This is a genomic window from Microtetraspora malaysiensis, from assembly GCF_001528665.1.
Classification (GTDB): domain Bacteria; phylum Actinomycetota; class Actinomycetes; order Streptosporangiales; family Streptosporangiaceae; genus Microtetraspora_A; species Microtetraspora_A malaysiensis.
In genome coordinates this window covers 284,834-300,204 of record NZ_BBYJ01000005.1, presented here as the reverse complement: position 1 = coordinate 300,204, position 15,371 = coordinate 284,834, and the positions used below count along the sequence as shown (strand labels likewise).

At 71.0% G+C, this 15,371-nt stretch carries 17 protein-coding genes; 8 read left to right on the top strand and 9 right to left on the bottom strand.

Features of this window, described 5'->3' with window-relative positions; translation table 11 throughout:
* Positions 1–81 precede the first annotated feature (81 nt).
* Both uppS and AWQ71_RS04235 read left to right on the top strand, forming a co-directional pair.
* Positions 82–804 (top strand): polyprenyl diphosphate synthase, encoded by a 723-nt coding sequence (uppS, locus tag AWQ71_RS04240; protein ID WP_245658103.1) that lies wholly within the window; start codon positions 82–84, stop codon positions 802–804.
* Entirely contained in the window at positions 804–2,312 is a 1,509-nt protein-coding gene (locus AWQ71_RS04235) for an oxygenase MpaB family protein (protein WP_067126925.1), read from the top strand. The genes uppS and AWQ71_RS04235 overlap by 1 nt, the downstream gene beginning before the upstream one ends.
* A 279-nt stretch (positions 2,313–2,591) precedes the next feature.
* Here AWQ71_RS04235 and AWQ71_RS04230 read toward each other — a convergent pair whose 3' ends face one another.
* Positions 2,592–3,461 carry a GNAT family N-acetyltransferase gene (locus tag AWQ71_RS04230; protein WP_067126922.1) on the bottom strand — a complete coding sequence of 290 codons (870 nt, stop codon included), beginning with the start codon at positions 3,459–3,461 and terminating at the stop codon, positions 2,592–2,594.
* A gap of 224 nt (positions 3,462–3,685) precedes the next feature.
* Complete coding sequence (locus tag AWQ71_RS41305; protein WP_067127594.1) at positions 3,686–4,774, bottom strand: epoxide hydrolase family protein; 1,089 nt, start codon at positions 4,772–4,774, stop codon at positions 3,686–3,688.
* A gap of 206 nt (positions 4,775–4,980) precedes the next feature.
* Between AWQ71_RS41305 and AWQ71_RS04220 the strand changes: the two genes are divergently transcribed.
* Positions 4,981–5,421, top strand: a complete 441-nt coding sequence (locus tag AWQ71_RS04220; RefSeq protein WP_067127591.1) for a MarR family winged helix-turn-helix transcriptional regulator — start codon at positions 4,981–4,983, stop codon at positions 5,419–5,421.
* Positions 5,422–5,520: 99 nt separating this feature from the next.
* Here the strand turns inward: AWQ71_RS04220 and AWQ71_RS04215 are convergent, their stop codons facing one another.
* Both AWQ71_RS04215 and AWQ71_RS04210 read right to left on the bottom strand, forming a co-directional pair.
* A complete protein-coding gene (locus AWQ71_RS04215) occupies positions 5,521–5,892 on the bottom strand; it encodes a ClpX C4-type zinc finger protein (protein ID WP_067126919.1) in 372 nt (123 codons plus the stop codon).
* A gap of 200 nt (positions 5,893–6,092) precedes the next feature.
* The gene (locus tag AWQ71_RS04210; protein WP_067126916.1) at positions 6,093–6,644 is read right to left on the bottom strand and encodes a helix-turn-helix domain-containing protein; all 552 of its coding nucleotides are present in this window, start codon (positions 6,642–6,644) and stop codon (positions 6,093–6,095) included.
* 57 nt (positions 6,645–6,701) lie between these two features.
* Between AWQ71_RS04210 and AWQ71_RS04205 the strand changes: the two genes are divergently transcribed.
* Both AWQ71_RS04205 and AWQ71_RS04200 read left to right on the top strand, forming a co-directional pair.
* On the top strand, positions 6,702–7,991 hold the full coding sequence (locus AWQ71_RS04205; RefSeq protein WP_067126914.1) for an alpha/beta hydrolase family protein: 1,290 nt from the start codon (positions 6,702–6,704) through the stop codon (positions 7,989–7,991).
* Between the two features lie 46 nt (positions 7,992–8,037).
* Entirely contained in the window at positions 8,038–8,367 is a 330-nt protein-coding gene (locus tag AWQ71_RS04200; RefSeq protein WP_067126911.1) for a DUF3817 domain-containing protein, read from the top strand.
* Positions 8,368–8,396: 29 nt separating this feature from the next.
* Here AWQ71_RS04200 and AWQ71_RS04195 read toward each other — a convergent pair whose 3' ends face one another.
* Positions 8,397–9,833, bottom strand: coding sequence for an MFS transporter (locus AWQ71_RS04195; RefSeq protein ID WP_067126908.1), 1,437 nt, complete (start codon positions 9,831–9,833; stop codon positions 8,397–8,399).
* Positions 9,834–10,033: 200 nt separating this feature from the next.
* Between AWQ71_RS04195 and AWQ71_RS04190 the strand changes: the two genes are divergently transcribed.
* Entirely contained in the window at positions 10,034–11,131 is a 1,098-nt protein-coding gene (locus AWQ71_RS04190) for a tyrosine-type recombinase/integrase (protein WP_067127587.1), read from the top strand.
* A gap of 142 nt (positions 11,132–11,273) precedes the next feature.
* Complete coding sequence (locus AWQ71_RS04185) at positions 11,274–11,942, top strand: LysE family translocator (protein ID WP_067126905.1); 669 nt, start codon at positions 11,274–11,276, stop codon at positions 11,940–11,942.
* A gap of 197 nt (positions 11,943–12,139) precedes the next feature.
* Here the strand turns inward: AWQ71_RS04185 and AWQ71_RS04180 are convergent, their stop codons facing one another.
* On the bottom strand, positions 12,140–12,784 hold the full coding sequence (locus AWQ71_RS04180) for a TetR/AcrR family transcriptional regulator (protein WP_067126902.1): 645 nt from the start codon (positions 12,782–12,784) through the stop codon (positions 12,140–12,142).
* A gap of 92 nt (positions 12,785–12,876) precedes the next feature.
* Between AWQ71_RS04180 and AWQ71_RS04175 the strand changes: the two genes are divergently transcribed.
* Positions 12,877–13,437, top strand: coding sequence for a dihydrofolate reductase family protein (locus AWQ71_RS04175; protein ID WP_245658102.1), 561 nt, complete (start codon positions 12,877–12,879; stop codon positions 13,435–13,437).
* Between the two features lie 191 nt (positions 13,438–13,628).
* Here AWQ71_RS04175 and AWQ71_RS04170 read toward each other — a convergent pair whose 3' ends face one another.
* From AWQ71_RS04170 to AWQ71_RS04160, 3 genes are read right to left on the bottom strand one after another with little or no spacing between them, the layout of a single operon-like run.
* Positions 13,629–14,495, bottom strand: coding sequence for a MerR family transcriptional regulator (locus AWQ71_RS04170; RefSeq protein ID WP_067126899.1), 867 nt, complete (start codon positions 14,493–14,495; stop codon positions 13,629–13,631).
* A 51-nt stretch (positions 14,496–14,546) separates the two neighbouring features.
* On the bottom strand, positions 14,547–14,801 hold the full coding sequence (locus AWQ71_RS04165) for a DUF3995 domain-containing protein (protein ID WP_084258481.1): 255 nt from the start codon (positions 14,799–14,801) through the stop codon (positions 14,547–14,549).
* Positions 14,788–15,240: a hypothetical protein gene (locus AWQ71_RS04160; RefSeq protein WP_067126893.1), complete on the bottom strand. Its 453-nt coding sequence runs from the start codon at positions 15,238–15,240 to the stop codon at positions 14,788–14,790. Before AWQ71_RS04160 ends, AWQ71_RS04165 begins: the two co-directional genes overlap by 14 nt.
* Positions 15,241–15,371: the final 131 nt, after the last annotated feature.

The following is a 15,371-nucleotide window of genomic DNA, read 5'->3' as shown; positions in this document are numbered from 1 at the left end:
CGGCTTGGGTGCTCATTGCGCGCTTTAGCGGATTCGGCGTACGACGGGAGCGGTCATGTCCTCCTTCTCATGGCGGGCGGTGTGAGAAGGCCGCCGCGCCATGTGGCGTGCGTCATGGACGGGAACGGCCGATGGGCGGCGCAGCGGTCGCTCCCCCGCACCGCGGGACACCGGGCGGCCGAGGCCGCCGTGATCGACGTCATCGAGGCGGCCCATACGGCCGGCGTCGAGTGGCTGAGCCTGTATGCCTTCTCCACCGAGAACTGGCGGCGCCCGGCCGCCGAGGTCGACGTCCTGCTGCGGCTGGTGCGGCGCGCCATACGCAAGCACGCCCTGTCGCTGCACGCGCGCGGGATCCGATGCCGTTTCCTGGGGGTCTCCGACCCCCGGATCCCGCCGCCGCTGGCTCGGGACATCGCCGACCTGATGGCGCTCACCCGCGACAACCGGCGGATGACGTTGACGGTGGCGTTCGATCACGGCGGACGCCGTGACATCGTCGAGGCCGCCCGGTCGCTGATCCGCGACGGCGTACCGCCCGAGCAGGTCACCGAGGAGAGTTTCGCCCGCCATCTCCCCCACCCGGACATGCCGGAGGTGGACCTGGTCATCCGCACCTCGGGAGAGCAGCGGATCTCCAACTTCATGCTCTGGCAGGTGGCCTACGCCGAATGGGCCTTCCCCAGCGTGCTGTGGCCGGACTTCCGCGCCGAGCACTTTTGGGAATGCCTGGACGTCTACCGGCGGCGCGACCGCCGGTTCGGCGGTGTGCAGGTACCGACCGCGACAGGAAAGGGACCTTGATGAGCAACGCCACACCCGCGGACATCGACGACGGCATCGCGTCCGCGGACCCCGCCGACCCGCTCGGCCCCGGATCGATGCTCTACGAGCTGAGCCACCAGGTGCGCTGGGGGCTGGTGGCGACCCGGGCCATCGTGCTGGAGGCCGCGCACCCGCAGATCGGCGCGGCGCTGATCACCAACTCGACCTTCGTCGCGCACCCCTGGCGGCGGCTGCGCAACACCGTGCTCAGCGCGCAGCGGATGGTCAACCCCGACGAGCGGGTGCGGCAGCGGGAGGCGGCCCGGCTGAATCGCCTGCACGCGCGCATCACCGGCACCGACGCCGAGGGCCGCCCGTTCAACGCGGCGGACCCCGAGGCGCGCGCGTGGGTGGTGGCGACGCTGTTCGAGTCCACGGTCACGATGTGCCGGCTGAGCGGCGAGTCCCTCGACAGCCCCGCCCTGGACCGGCTGTACTCCGAGTTTCTCGCGTACCTCGCCCTGACGGACCCCGACGGCGGGAAGCTTCCGCCGACGCTGCGGGAGTTCTGGCCCTACTACGACTTCATGATCGAGGAGCGGCTGGAGAACACCGAAGCGGTCCACATCATCCTCGACCGCCTGTTCGCGCAGGTGCCCGCCCCTCCCCTGCTGCGGGACAGCCCGGCCGCGTGGGCGGCGGGCCGGGCGCTCGCCGGTCCCGTGGCCACCGCGATCACCGTGGCGTCGCTGCCCGAGCGGCTTCGCGCGCGGCTGGGGCTTCCCGAGCTGCCGGGCACCCGCGCGTTGACGCACACCGCGTACCTGTCCACGCGGCTCGCGACGCGGCTGCTGCCGGAGGCGTGGACGCGGCTGGACACGGTCATGACCATGCTCGACCCGGCGTACGCTCCTCCGTTGGGCGGCGACGCGCTGGGAGGGCTGCGCCGCGGCGCGGCGAAGGCGGGGGCGCTCCTGCGTCTTCTCACGCCGGCCCCGATGGAGCCGGCCGCCGACGAGTCTCGGCTGCGGTCCGCCTCACGGTTCTTCGCCGAGGTCCTGGACCAGACCGGCAACGGGTACCTCGACTGGCCCGACCTCGCGGCGATGGCGCGGGAGATCGCCACCCGTCTCGATCTGGACACCCCGGACGAGGACCGCCTGTTCGCCGCCTTCGCGGACTGGTGGCGGGAGCTGCAGAAGGAGCTGGACACCGACGGCGACGGACGCATCACCGGCCAGGAGTACGCCGCGGCGACCGCCGCGATGACCAGCTCCGCCCTCATCAGGGTCGCCGAGGTCCTGTTCGACGTCACCGACGCGGACGGCGACCAGACCATCGACGCGCGGGAGTACCGGGCCCTCTTCCACACCGCGTTCAATCACACCGCGTCCAATCACACCGCGTCCAATCACGACACGTCCAATCACGACACGGGCGGCGGCGACGAGCGGCTGACCCGCGCAGAGTTCGTCCGCCGGTTCCTGAACTTCATGGCCGGCCGCGGGCACTCGGACGCCTACGACGGGTTGTTCGCCCAATCCTGACCGCATCGCGTGATGGCGCGCGTGACTCCCAGTTGAACGCGCGCTCGATGATGTGGTGAGTGACTCCCACCTTCCCCCTGTCATCGGGACCCGGGTGAAACTGGTTGGCGAGGCGGAAAGCCCAACGGTGAGAAGTCGGCTCGCCGCCGAACACAGCGGTTCGGCCTGTCTGCGGATCGCGGGGAGGCGATCCATCCGGACGGCGACAGCATGTACCGGAGTGTCGATCTTCGTGCTCGCCTCGGTGAAGGCCGAGGCTTGCGTCTGGAATGGCCGGATCTATTGGGCGTCCCGGTATTTGTCGCAGACCTCGGGGAGTTCCTGGAAGCCGGCTGACTTGTAGGTGGCGACGGCGCCGACGTTGGAGCTCGGGGTGCAGACGAGCGCGCTCGACGAGCCCAGCTCCTGGAGTACGGCCGCCGCGGCGACGGTGATCGCCTTGCCGTAGCCGTGACCGCGATGTTCCCGGTGCACGCCCATCGGCTCGAGCAACCCGGGCTTACCCGGACCGGCCGACCACACCGTCACGGCCGCCACCGCGTTGCCCTGGTCGTCGTAGGCGACCAGGCACCGGGCGTCGGCGTACGGCAAGCCGGCCGCCATCGCGTGCCAGCGCTCGTCCGTGAACGTCGAACCGTCGAACGACGCCCGCTGTATGGCGGTCCGCACGTGCGCCTGCTCCGGCCCGATCACCTCGATCCGCACGCCTGGGTCCTTCACCGGCTCCGTGAGGTCGCGGCGCAGCGGTGTCCACGGCTCGTCGGCGTTCCAGCCGTTCTCAGACAGCAGATCCTGGACCAGTGCGCACATGGGCGCCTCGACGTTCACCTTCCCCGAGATCAGCACGCCGCGTTCCGGCTCGGTCATGTCCTCAACCAGCTGCTGTGCCAGTTCCTCGTCCCGCCGGGCGTCTGGCGCGATCGTCATCCGCAACAGCTTGGGATGGTCCAGCAGCCCGACGGCGAGAATCCGTCCGTCCCGGCTCCACGTCCGGACCGCCGCGGCCGTCGCCTCCGCACCGAACCGCCAGAACCAGCCCAGGTCCCCCGGATGCAGTTGCATCGGCGCTCCGTCGTGCTGCCACTCCCGCAGCACGGCCACAACCTCGCTCAGCCCGTCGGTTCCCGGCTCACCCAACACGATCGCCATAGCGCCGATCACACACCACCGCACCGACGGTCCGCACCTGGTTTCCGGCCGGCCGGCGTTGTCGGGGGTTCGGGAAGAAGGCGCGAGGGAGCTCCCCGCCTCCCCGCGAAGCTCCGAGGCGCCCGGGATTGTCGGCCGTAGGCTCCGCTACGGCCTCCTCCTCCGCCTTGCGATGCATCCACCTGGATCCGCGCTCGCTACGGGCAGCATTTGTCAGACACTCCTTAGTCGTACTTGATGTGGGTGAGGAAGAAGTCCTGGACGTCCTCGGCGAGCAGCTCCGGCACCTCCATCGCGGCGAAGTGGCCGCCGCGCTCGAACTCCGACCAGTGCCTGATGTCGTACAGCCGCTCGGCCAGCGGTCGCACCGACTGCGTGATGTCGTGCGCGAACACCGCCACGCCGACCGGTACCGGGCACGGCTCGATCCGCCGCGGAGCCTCGCGGGTCAGCCGCGCCGAGGAAGCCGCGGTGGCGGTCAGCCAGTACAGCGAGATGTCGGTGAGCATCCGCTCGTCACTGATCTGCGAGCGAGGGTCGGTCCACTGCGCGAAGCGCTCGGCGATCCAGACCAACTGGCCAACCGGCGAGTCGGTCAGCGCGTAGCCGATGGTCTGCGGGGTGAGCGCCTGCAGAGCCTGGTACGGCGGACGATTCGCCATCATCTGCCGGACCTTGTCCAGCCGAGCTTCATCCGTTTCCGACAGTTCAACGTCGGCGTCCGGGACTGGCCGGGTCGGCAGGTAGTTGACGTGCACCCCGACGACCTGTTCGGGTGCGACCGCGCCGAGCGCCATCGAGATGCCCGCGCCGAAGTCGCCCCCCTGCGCGCCATAGCGCTCGTACCCGAGACGGCGCATCAGCTCAGCCCAGGCCCGCGCGACCCGGACGATATCCCAGCCGCGCTCATGGGTCGGCCCGGAGAAACCGAAACCCGGGATGGACGGAATCACCAGGTGGAAGTCGCGCGACAGTGGCTCGATCACGTCGAGAAACTCCAGGAACGAACCGGGCCAGCCGTGGGTGAGGATCAGCGCGAGCGCATCCGGATTCGACGACCGGACGTGGACGAAGTGGATGTTCTGGCCGTCGATCTCGGTGGTGAAGTGCGCAAGCTCGTTGAGCTTGGCCTCGTGCGCACGCCAGTCGTAGCCGGTGCGCCAGTACTCGGCAAGCTCCTTCAGCCGAGCCAGCGGGAAGCCGTAGTCCCACCCGGCGCCGGCGACCTCGTTGGGCCAACGGGTGCGGGAGAGCCGGTCGGCCAGGTCGTCGAGGTCGGCCTGGGGGATGTCGATACGGAACGGCTTGATCACGGTCTTCACTCCAGGGGATTCATTCGGTGCCCGAATGTTCGGGCGGCCGGCGTTCGGTGCGTCGCTATCGTGGGCGCTGCCAACGATTTGTTGGATTCGCCGCAAGGGGTACCCATCGAAGGCGCAATTTGGTTGGAGCCTCCAACGTTGGCGATGCCAACTATACATAGATTCATTGGCTCCGCCAACGATGTAGGGTGGCTGTCGTGGAAGAGACGCCCGCACGCCTGACCGCGAAGCCGAGTTGGCTGCTCACCCAGCTGGCGGTGCACGCCCACCGGTTGGCGTCCGACGGCTTCGGCGGGGTGGGCGCGCGGGGGTACCACTACCGGATCCTGGCCGCGCTGGACGAGTTCGGGGTGGCCAGTCAGGCCGAGCTCGGTCGCCGGTGCAACATGGACCGCAGCGACGTCGTGGCGGCGATCAACGAACTGGCCGAGCAGGGCTTCGTCGAGCGGACGCCGGACCCGGATGACCGAAGGCGCAACATCGTGACCCTCACCAAGGCAGGTGAGCGGCAACTGCGACGCCTGGACCGAGCGCTCGACAAGGTGCAGGACGACCTACTCGGACCGCTTCCGGCCGAGGACAGGCAGACCTTGACCCGCCTGCTCACTCAACTGCTCACACACCACCAACGGGGGTGAGCATCGGCCGGCGGCGCTCGCATGAGGGTTGAGCCCATGGGCCGAGGAGCGGCCGCGGGAAGATCGCCGCAACGCCGCTCCCCCGCCGGGCGCGGACCTCTACTCCTCTCCCGAGAACCGCTCCCAGGCCGACTGCCGGGCCATGCCGAGTGCGGCGCCGATCTTGGCCCAGGTGACGCCCCGGTCGCGGAGCCGGTCCACCCAGACCTGCAGACTCGCGTCGACCTGGGCGCTCGCCGCGGCGATGCGCGGCAGGAGTTCGAGGATCTCTTCGTCGGTCGCGCGGTCCGGCCAGGGGATCTCGGCCGCGGGCGCCGGATCGGGCAGGGTGGCGAGGACGGCGTTGCACAGTCCGACGCACTCGTTGCAGATGTACACGCCGGGGCCGGCGATCACCCGCTCGACGTCGTCCCTCGATTTGGCGCAGAACGAGCAGTGGATCTTCTCCTCGTTCAGGGATGGGGCGGCCATGGGTCCTCCCGGGGTCGACGACTGTCAGGCACCTCCTGACAGTGAGATCTTGAACCTAGACTGTCAGGCTTCGCCTGACAAGCAGCCCGCGCGAGACGGGCGCCGTCAAGAACTCTGCGATGAGCCGCCAAACCGCCACTGAGCTGGGATTTCACCATTGCGAAACGCGCCCTCGGTGGCCGGCCGGTGTCGGCGGCCGCTCAACCGGCCTCGGGGTCGGCGGACGGTTCCTCCGCCGGGAACTGGATCGGGCTGATCAGGTACCGCGCGCGGCCCGGCCCCGGCGGGTTGGCCAGCCGGGGCGCGATGGCGCGGCGCATCTCGCCGATCATCTCCAGCAGCTCGTCGTGGCTGAGCCAGACGGCGTGTTGACGGTAGCCGACGAGGTCGGCCGTGGGGTCGGCGCGATCGCGGTCCAGGTAGGCGTTGAACTCGGCGATCAGGGCGGCCATCGCCGCGGCGAACCCACGCCGGTGATCGTCGAGTGTCAGCGACTCGGCCGTTTCGGCGTCGATCGCCGCTCGGTCCTGACGCAGGCGGTATCGGCGCTCCACCGCGCCGCGTACGCGCCGCTCGTCGGCGACCTCGAGGATGCCTCCGGCGGCGAGCAGGTCGACGTGCCGGTAGACGGTCGCCTTGGAGACGTCGGGGAGGCGGGCGCAGAGCTGGGAGGTGGTGAGCGTCCGCCCCCCTCGCATGGCGTGCACGATGCGCAGCCGTACCGGTTGCGCGAGCAGTTCCAACGGGTCCATCGGGTTACATTCTCATGATGTGCTACCTTTCTCAAACTTCAAGAAAGGTGGAGGGTGATGGAAGCCGATCACGAGGCGGCCGCCAGGGCGGTCGTCGAGCTGGCCCGCGACGAGCGCTTCGGGGACCTCGAGGCCCTGTTCGCGCCGCCGCTGCGGGCACAGGTGTCCGCCGAGGCGGTACGGACCGCCTGGGCCTCGGAGACGGGCCGGACCGGGCCGGTCTCCGCCGTCGGAACGCCGGTGAGCGAGCCGATCCACTCGGGGCTGGTCCGGGTGAGCGTCCCCGTGACCTGCGAGCGCGGAGGGCTCACGATGGTCATGGCGCTCGACGAGACCGGCCTGATTCACGGCCTGCGCCTCGCGCCCCCGGGCACCGCGGCGTGGACGCCGCCGCCGTACGCCGACCAGGAGACGTTCGACGAGCATGAGGTCACGCTCGGCGCCGGCCCCCTCGCCGTACCGGGAACGCTGAGCCTGCCCCGCGGCCACGAGCCGCGACCGGGCGTGGTGCTGCTCGCGGGCGGGGGGCCGTTCGACCGTGACGCCACCAGCGGGCCGAACAAGCCGCTGAAGGATCTGGCCTGGGGGCTGGCCAGCCGCGGCGTGGCGGTGCTGCGGTTCGACAAGGTCACCCACGTCCACGGCGCTCAGGTGGCGGACACGCCCGGGTTCACCATGTCGGAGGAGTACGTTCCGCACGCGGTGGCCGCCGTCCGTCTGCTCCAGGCTCAGCCGAGGGTGGATCCGGGGCGGGTCTTCGTCGTCGGCCACAGCATGGGAGGCAAGGTGGCGCCGCGGGTCGCGGCCGCCGAGCCGTCCGTCGCCGGTCTGGTGATCCTCGCCGGTGACGCTCAACCGATGCACCGGGCCGCCGTCCGCGTGACCCGCTACCTCGCCTCGCTGGATCCCGGCGCGGAGGAGTTCGCCGAGCTGATCGCCCGGCAGGCGGCGACGGTCGACAGCCCCGGCCTGTCGCCCTCCACGCCCGCGGCGGAGCTGCCCTTCGGCCTGCCGGGCGCGTACTGGCTGGATCTGCGCGGCTACGATCCCGTGGCGGCCGCGGCGGCGCTGGACCGGCCGATGCTGATCCTGCAGGGCGGCCGCGACTACCAGGTGACCGTCGAGGACGACCTGGCACGCTGGAGGGCGGGCCTCGCCCATCGGGCCGACGTGACGATCCGCGTCCACGACGCCGACAACCACCTGTTCTTTCCTGGCGCGGGTCCCTCCACGCCCGCGGAGTACGAGGCGGCGCACCACGTCGACGCTGCCGTGGTCGCCGACGTCGCCGAGTGGTTGGCGCCGCGGGGGCGGCCCGGCGGCGGGGGCGGCCCCGGGTGCCCGTAGGCTCGGGGCAACCCTCCCTGCCGCATGTGTGAAAGGTGATGCCCTCATGCCCTCCGCGTTCCGCCTCTTCCGTGCCGTTGCGATCGCCGAGGCGTTCTCCTGGGCGGGCCTTCTCGTCGGCATGTTCTTCAAGTACGTGGTGGTCGGCAACGAGATCGGCGTGCGGGTCTTCGGGCCGATCCACGGCGCGCTGTTCGTGCTCTACGTGCTCGCCGTGCTGTCCGCCGCGCGTGCGGGGCAGTGGAGCCGCGGCACCGTGGTGCTCGGGCTGGCGTGCGCGGTGCCGCCGTTCGTCACGGTGTGGTTCGAGCGGCGGATGACCCGGCGCCTGGAGCCGGCCGCCCCGCTGGCGGCCGCCCACGCGGAATCGGCCTGACCCCACCCGCACGGCGCGCCGGGGTGCGCTCATTCGGCGGTCAGCGGCTTGGCGATGTGTTCGAGTGACTGCTGCTCGGCCCGTACGCCGAAGACCAGCTCGACGACGCCGCCGACGGCCATGGCGGCGGCCCCGATGAAGAAGCCCACCGCGACCAGGGTCGTGCTGCCGGTGGCGATGAAGCCGCCGAACACCAGCGGCCCGGCGATGCCGCCGATCCCGGTGCCGACGGCGTAGAAGAGGGCGATCGCCAGCGCCCTGGTCTCCATCGGGAAGATCTCGCTGACGGTGAGGTACGCCGCGCTGGCCCCCGCCGAGGCGACGAAGAACGTGAGCGCGATGAGCGCGACGAAGGAGACGGCGGTCAACCCGCCGCTCATGAAGAGGACGCCGAGCCCGGCGGCGAGCACGGCCGACCCGAGATAGGTCCCGGAGATCATCGGCACGCGGCCGACCGTGTCGAACAGCCGGCCGAGCAGGAGTGGCCCGAGGAAGTTGCCGAGCGCGAAAACCACCATGAAGTACGGCACCGCACCCGACGTGACACCGAAGAAGGTGTGCAGGATGGTGCCGAGGTCGAACGTGACGGCGTTGTAGAGGAACGCCTGCCCGATGAACAGGGCCAGCCCCAGGACGGTCCGCCGGGGGTAGCGCCGGATCGCGACCTCGGCGATGTCCCGGAAGGGGATCGCATGGCGCTGCCGTACGGTGATGGCGCCATGGGGCGGGGGCAGCTCGCGGCCGGTCTCGGCGCGGACCTCGGTCTCGATGGCGCCGACGATGCGCTCGGCCTCGCGCTCGTGGCCGTGGATGAACAGCCAGCGGGGGCTCTCGGGCACCTGCCGGCGCACGATCATGATGCCGACGCCGAGGAGGCCGCCGATGCCGAAGGCGAGCCGCCAGCCGATGTCGGTCGGTAACAGCGTGGACAGCAGCAGCAGCGCGCCGGCGCTACCGAGCGCGGATCCGGCCCAGAAGCTGCCGTTGATGGTGAGGTCGACCTGGCCGCGGTTGCGCGCCGGGATGAGCTCGTCGATCGCCGAGTTGATCGCGGCGTACTCCCCTCCGATGCCCATCCCGGTGAAGAAGCGGAACAGGAACAGGTACCACGGAGCGAAAGAGAAGGCGGTGGCCACGGTCGCGACGACGTACAGCGCCAGGGTGATCATGAAGAGTCGCTTGCGGCCGTAGCGGTCGGTGAGCTGGCCGAAGACGAGCGCGCCGGTGCACGCTCCGGCGACGTAGAGGGCGGCGGCGGTGCCGATGTCGGCGGCCGTGAGGGCGATGCCGCTGCCGGGTTCGGTCATGCGGGGGGCGATGGCGCCGACGATCGTCACCTCGATGCCGTCCAGGACCCAGACGGTCCCCAGGCCGACGACGATCCGCCAGTGGAAACGCGACCAGGGCAGCCGGTCCAGGCGGGCGGGTACGGCGGTGCGCACGACCTTGAGCTGCTCGGCTGTCATCGGCACCGCTCCCCCGCTCAGCCCGTGCTCACCCGCGACCGTTTCCCTGTCCGCGTCGCCGGTCGTGGCCTCCCGGCGTACGGCGGGCGCCGGGAGGCGTGTCTCCAGCCTCGTGGGGCGGGCCGGGCGGGCGCATCCCTCGATCGGGTAGTCGTGCGAGCGGGCGCGGGTTGTCGGTGGGCCGGGATACGGTGTGGATCATGCTTCCGGCTCGGTTGAACCGCCTCACCGTGGAGGAGGCCGTGGATCGCTACGTGGAGCTGGTCCGGGCCAAGACGCTGACGGGGGCGCTGTCTCCCGCCACCGCCGAGGTGTACGCGCGGGACGTGGCCACGTTCGCGCGGCTGGCGGGTGCCGATCGGGTGCTGGACGATCTCACGGGTGAGGACGTGGACGCCGTGCTGCTGGCGTTCGCCCGCAAACCGGACGAGCGCCGCCGGGCGGCGGCATCCCCGAACGAGACTGGCACCGGAAACACGGGAGGTGCGGCGGCGGGGACGCAGAGCGCGGCCTCGCAGGGGCGGTTCCGCCGCTCGGTGTCGGCGCTGTTCAAACACGCGGCGCTGTCCGGCTGGGTGCAGCTCAACCCGATGGCGGCGGCGACGGTCACCGCGCGGGAGCGGGGCGGGCTGCGGGCCGAGCGGCGGGCGCTCACCCGGGAGCAGGCCGAGGGCCTGATCGGGGCCGCGCGTTCCCCGGTGGAGGAGCCGGCCCGCCGCAGGGACCAGCGCACCGAGGCGCGCGACGCGCTGATCGTGCTGCTGCTGACGACGATGGGGCCGCGGGTGTCGGAGCTGGTGCGCGCCAACGTGGAGGATTTCTACACCAACGACGGCGTGCGGTACTGGCGGATCTTCGGCAAGGGTGGCCGGACGCGGGACGTCCCGCTCCCGGCCGATGTGGCGGAGGTGTTCGACGCCTACATCGAAGGGCGGGCGGCGAGCGAGGAGAAGGCGCTGCTGCTGTCGTGGCGGGGCCGGCGGCTGGCGCGGGGCGACGTCCAGGCGGTGATCGACCGGATGCAGCGGCGGGTGGAGCCGGGACGGCAACGCGGCGTGACGCCACACGGGCTCCGGCACACGACGGCGACGCATCTGCTGGCCGACGGCACGGACATGGACGCGGTGCGGCGGGTGCTGGGGCACAGCGACCTGTCGACGCTGGGGCGCTACCGCGACGAGCTGCCCGGTGAGCTGGAGGTGGCGATGCGGGCGCATCCGCTGCTGCGCGGCCGTCGTGGCGTGGTGGACGGGCCGGCGCCGGCCGTACGGGAGGACCCGGACGACGAGGGGCGGTAAGGGCGCCGGCCCGGGGTCGGGCGCGGTCCCCGGCTGAGGTCAGGCCGCCGGGGCAGCCTGTCGGGGGTGGGCCCGCCGAAGGTTGGCGTGCTGACCGTCAACTGGCTGGACGAAGCTGGACGTTCCTCGCAAGGATCGACGTATGACCGTATTCTCGGCACTTGCCTCGTTCTCCGTCGTGGCCGGCCTGATGACGATCGTTCCCGGCCTGGACACCGCCCTGGTCCTGAGAGCGGCCATCTCGGGAGGGCGGCGGCACGCGTTCGCGACCGCCCTGGGGATCAACACGGGCGTGCTGGTGTGGGGTGCGGGGGCGGCGGTGGGAGTGTCGGCCCTGCTGACCGCGTCACAGACGGCGTACACGGTGCTGCGCCTGGCCGGGGCCGCCTATCTCGTCTGGTTCGGCGCCACCATGGTGTGGCGCACGATGCGCGGGCGGTCCGCATCTTTGACTACCGCATCCTCCGGTGCCGGGCCCACCGAGATCACGGACACGCCTGCGGTTGCGGCCGGACCGGGCGGGGCGTGGGCGCGCGGACTGGTGACGAACCTCCTCAACCCCAAGATCGGCGTGTTCTACGTGGCGATGCTCCCGCAGTTCATCCCGGCGGACGCGCCGCACCTGCCGATGGGCTTGCTGCTTGCGCTGGTGCACAACGTCGAAGGGATGGCGTGGTTCACGTTGCTGATCTTCGGGACGCATCTGGCGCGCGCCTGGCTGACCGGGGCCCGAGTCCATCGGATCATCGACCGGATCACCGGCACCGTGCTGGTCGGGTTCGGGCTACGCCTGGCGCTGTCCGCCGAGTGAGCGCCGACGCGTCGCATGACGGACGAACGTCGGCTCGTCCAGCGCCGGCGCGCGGCGGCGCGGCTCAGTTCGGCGTCCAGTGCGTCCGGCGCGTCCATCAGCTCCCGCGTGCGCTGCTCGCGCGTCCACGGCGTCGCATCCATCGAGGACGGCTCCCGTGAAAGAGAACCTGGGCGCGACCGAAGATCACCTGAATTTCACCGGAGGCCTCCTTCGATCATGTCGATCAGGTCATGGGCGGCTTGGTCGGCCTGGGTGTCCTGCAGCCCGCGCAGGGGGCCGTCGATGAGCAGGACCGCCAGGCCGTGGACGCACGACCAGACGAGGAACTCCGCGCCCGGACGGCGGGCGGGCGTCATGAGCTCGCAGGAGACCAGGTCGTCCAAGGCGGCGCCGAGCAACTGGAACGGGGTGAGTCCACCGGCTCCGGCGGAAACGGTCGCTTCGGCCTCGGTCATGTCGTCGGGGACATAGAACGCGGTTCGGAACAACCCCGGTTCGGTGCGCGCGAAGCGCAGGTAGCCGGTGCCGACAGCGCGGAACCGGGTGCGGGCGGCCTCGGCCCGATCGCTCAGCGCGGGGAGGGCGGCCAACCCCTCTTCCATGGCCCGGGCCAGCTGTCCCATCGCCGCCAGGGAGACGGCGTGCACCAGGGCCTCGCGGCGGGGAAAGTGCCGGTAGGCGGCGTTGGGTGCCACGCTCGCCCGCCGGGTGGCCTCACGCAGAACCACCGCGTCGGGGCCCCCGGCGCGAGCCAGCTCGATGCCAACCTCCAGAAGGGCGTGGCGCAGGTTGCCGTGCCGGTAGGTGTCGCGCTTGGCCCCGTTGGCCTGTTCGGGCATGACCCAACCTCCTCATGTGGACAGCGTCCACTTCAGTATGCCATGATCCTCCCGTCCGCAAATGTGGACGCCGTCTACATAAGGAGTCACTCGTGAGCGACGTACCCCTCCTCCCGACCCGCAAGATCGTGGCCGGCCTGTTCATGTCACTGGACGGTGTGGTGGAAGCACCGGAGAAATGGCACTTCCCGTATCTGAACGAGGAGATGGGCGCGGCGGTCGGCCAGATGCACGCCGAAGCCGACACCCTGCTGCTGGGGCGGGTGACGTACGAGTCGTTCGCCGCGGTCTGGCCGCACCAGACCGGCGCGTTGGCCGACCAGATCAACGGCATCCGCAAACTGGTCGTCTCCACCACCCTGGCAACGGCCGACTGGAACAACTCCACCGTGATCGGCGGCGACGCCATCAGCGCGCTCAAGGACCTCAGGCAGCAACCGGGCAAGAACATCAACCTGACCGGCAGCATCAGCCTGACCCGCCGGCTGCTGGAGGCCGAGCTCCTCGACGAGCTTCGTCTGCTGGTCCACCCGATCGTGCTGGGCACCGGCCAACGCCTCTTTCCCGACGGCATGGGCCAGGTGCCCCTGAAGCTCACCCACTCGGTCACCTTCTCCACCGGCGTGGTGGACCTGACCTACCAGCCGGCCTGACTCACACCCACCGCACCGAGCACTTCACAGGAATGGACACGCCCATGCACAGCGCCGAGACCACGACACTCCAGGTTCCCGGAGCCCGGCCGCACTACGAGATCAGCGGGCCGGGACCGCCTCGCCCGGCTTGACGCACCCGATCCGGTTCACCCGGCGGATTCACCTCACCGCGTTCAGGCTGAAAGAGGTCATGACATTTCCTCCAAAGGAATCATGAGGTGGGTAACCAGTCCTTCGGGCGGCGCGGTCGAAGGATCACTGACATAGACCTCGCGCAGCGGCCCGGCGGGAGGATGGCCGCGCTCGGCGCACCAGGCCAGCAGAGCGTGCGCGGTGAGCGGGATCTGGTCGTACGGTCCCACGTGGACGGCGCGGGCGAAGGTCCCGCCGGGCAGGATGTGAGGCCGGGTCCCGGGCGGCGGCTCGTCACCATGCCATTCGGGGAGCACCGCCGCGACCGTGACCGGGACGGCGTCCTCGACATCGACCGGGAACAGGCCGATGAGCCGCACCGGCCCGCTGAGGGGGAAGGACCGCAGGGCCGCGAGCAGCCGGCCGACGCAGGCGGAGGTGACGGCGCCGATGTGCTCAGGCGAGGCGGCGACGTCACGCAGCAGCGCGACCCGGTGCGGCGGCTCACGCACCACGCTCACCTCGGCGGCGGGCAGACCGCCCTCCAGGATGCGTTCCAGAGTCCGCAGGGTACGGCGGCGGCGGGCAAGCTCCGATTCCAGGTCGTCCCGTACGCGGGCGAGCGCGGTGGCGGCCCGCCGGTCCCCGACGCCCGGCTCCTCCGGGTCCGCGGCTCCGGAGGTGCCGGATCCGATCACGGCCGCGACCACGGCCAGGGGAACGTCGAGCGAGCGCAACAGCCCGATGGACAGAGCCGCCCGCGCCTGCCCGGCCCGGTAGTAGCGGTAGCCGCTGTCGGGATCGATCCACGCGGGTTCGAGCAGCCCGAGATCGGCGTAGTTGCGGAGCTGCTTGACGCTGAGCCGGGAGAGCCGGGCGAACTGCCCGATGGACAGCAGGTCGTCGTTCACCCGACCCAGCATGGCCCCTCCCGCGGGCGGACGAGTCCGCCGCTCGGTTTCGGGGGCCTCGGCCTACCGAACCCGGCGGAGCCGCACCGCGGCCGTCGTCCAGCACGTACCCCAGAGCAAGAACAACGGCGACCACAGCAGCAGGTCCCACCACGCCAGGTCACGGGCCACCAGCCGCTCGTGCAGCTCCGGCGGTAGCGGATCCTTGTCGGCCAGCGCGTTGGCCCCCAGCGCCTGGGCGAGCTTCATCGATCCGTAGACCACGCACAGGGCCGCCGCGCCGTACCCGCCCACCCGCGTCCAGTCAGACCGTGACACGTCGTGTTCCCACCATGTAGGACCGGCACGTCTCCGCGAACAGCCCGATCCCGACGATGCCAAGAACGCCGTGATACCACTTCCAGCCCACGCCGATGCCGACGAACCCGTCCACGATCATGATCGCCGCGCCGCCTCCGACGGCCGGCAGCATCACGGCCAGCGCAAGCAGCATCAGCGCCTTCGGCACCTTGCGTCCCAGCCGCGTGACGGTGGCGAGGACGACGCACGCGGCCACCACGCCGGAGCCGGCCGCGATCCACTGCGCGACGGCCGGATCCATGAAATACCTCCGCGCCTCCGCGGCCGGCACGGGCGGGCCACCGGGAAAGCCGAGCCGGGCCCGCAGGGCGAAGGCGGCCTTCCCCACGGAGTAGCCGAGGAACAACACCGCCAGCGTGTACGCCGGCCAGCGTCGCCGGTGCGCGGAATCAAGCATGGCTCGACCGTAGACAGGGCGGATCAGGCATCACTCCCCTGAACGGGGGAGAAGGCTCCCCCACGCGGGGGGACATACGGAGTTCCGGGCGGCCGGCCGCCGACTACGATCAAGAAGCCGGCCGCGCCCCC

Excerpts from the sequence above, each read along its gene's own strand:
- AWQ71_RS04235 (WP_067126925.1), top strand. The coding sequence starts at position 804 with ATGAGCAACGCCACACCCGCGGACATCGACGACGGCATCGCGTCCGCG.
- AWQ71_RS04230 (WP_067126922.1), bottom strand. The coding sequence starts at position 3,461 with ATGGCGATCGTGTTGGGTGAGCCGGGAACCGACGGGCTGAGCGAGGTT.
- AWQ71_RS04215 (WP_067126919.1), bottom strand. The coding sequence starts at position 5,892 with ATGGCCGCCCCATCCCTGAACGAGGAGAAGATCCACTGCTCGTTCTGC.
- AWQ71_RS04210 (WP_067126916.1), bottom strand. The coding sequence starts at position 6,644 with ATGGACCCGTTGGAACTGCTCGCGCAACCGGTACGGCTGCGCATCGTG.
- AWQ71_RS04205 (WP_067126914.1), top strand. The coding sequence starts at position 6,702 with ATGGAAGCCGATCACGAGGCGGCCGCCAGGGCGGTCGTCGAGCTGGCC.
- AWQ71_RS04200 (WP_067126911.1), top strand. The coding sequence starts at position 8,038 with ATGCCCTCCGCGTTCCGCCTCTTCCGTGCCGTTGCGATCGCCGAGGCG.
- AWQ71_RS04195 (WP_067126908.1), bottom strand. The coding sequence starts at position 9,833 with ATGACAGCCGAGCAGCTCAAGGTCGTGCGCACCGCCGTACCCGCCCGC.
- AWQ71_RS04190 (WP_067127587.1), top strand. The coding sequence starts at position 10,034 with ATGCTTCCGGCTCGGTTGAACCGCCTCACCGTGGAGGAGGCCGTGGAT.
- AWQ71_RS04185 (WP_067126905.1), top strand. The coding sequence starts at position 11,274 with ATGACCGTATTCTCGGCACTTGCCTCGTTCTCCGTCGTGGCCGGCCTG.
- AWQ71_RS04180 (WP_067126902.1), bottom strand. The coding sequence starts at position 12,784 with ATGCCCGAACAGGCCAACGGGGCCAAGCGCGACACCTACCGGCACGGC.
- AWQ71_RS04170 (WP_067126899.1), bottom strand. The coding sequence starts at position 14,495 with ATGCTGGGTCGGGTGAACGACGACCTGCTGTCCATCGGGCAGTTCGCC.
- AWQ71_RS04160 (WP_067126893.1), bottom strand. The coding sequence starts at position 15,240 with ATGCTTGATTCCGCGCACCGGCGACGCTGGCCGGCGTACACGCTGGCG.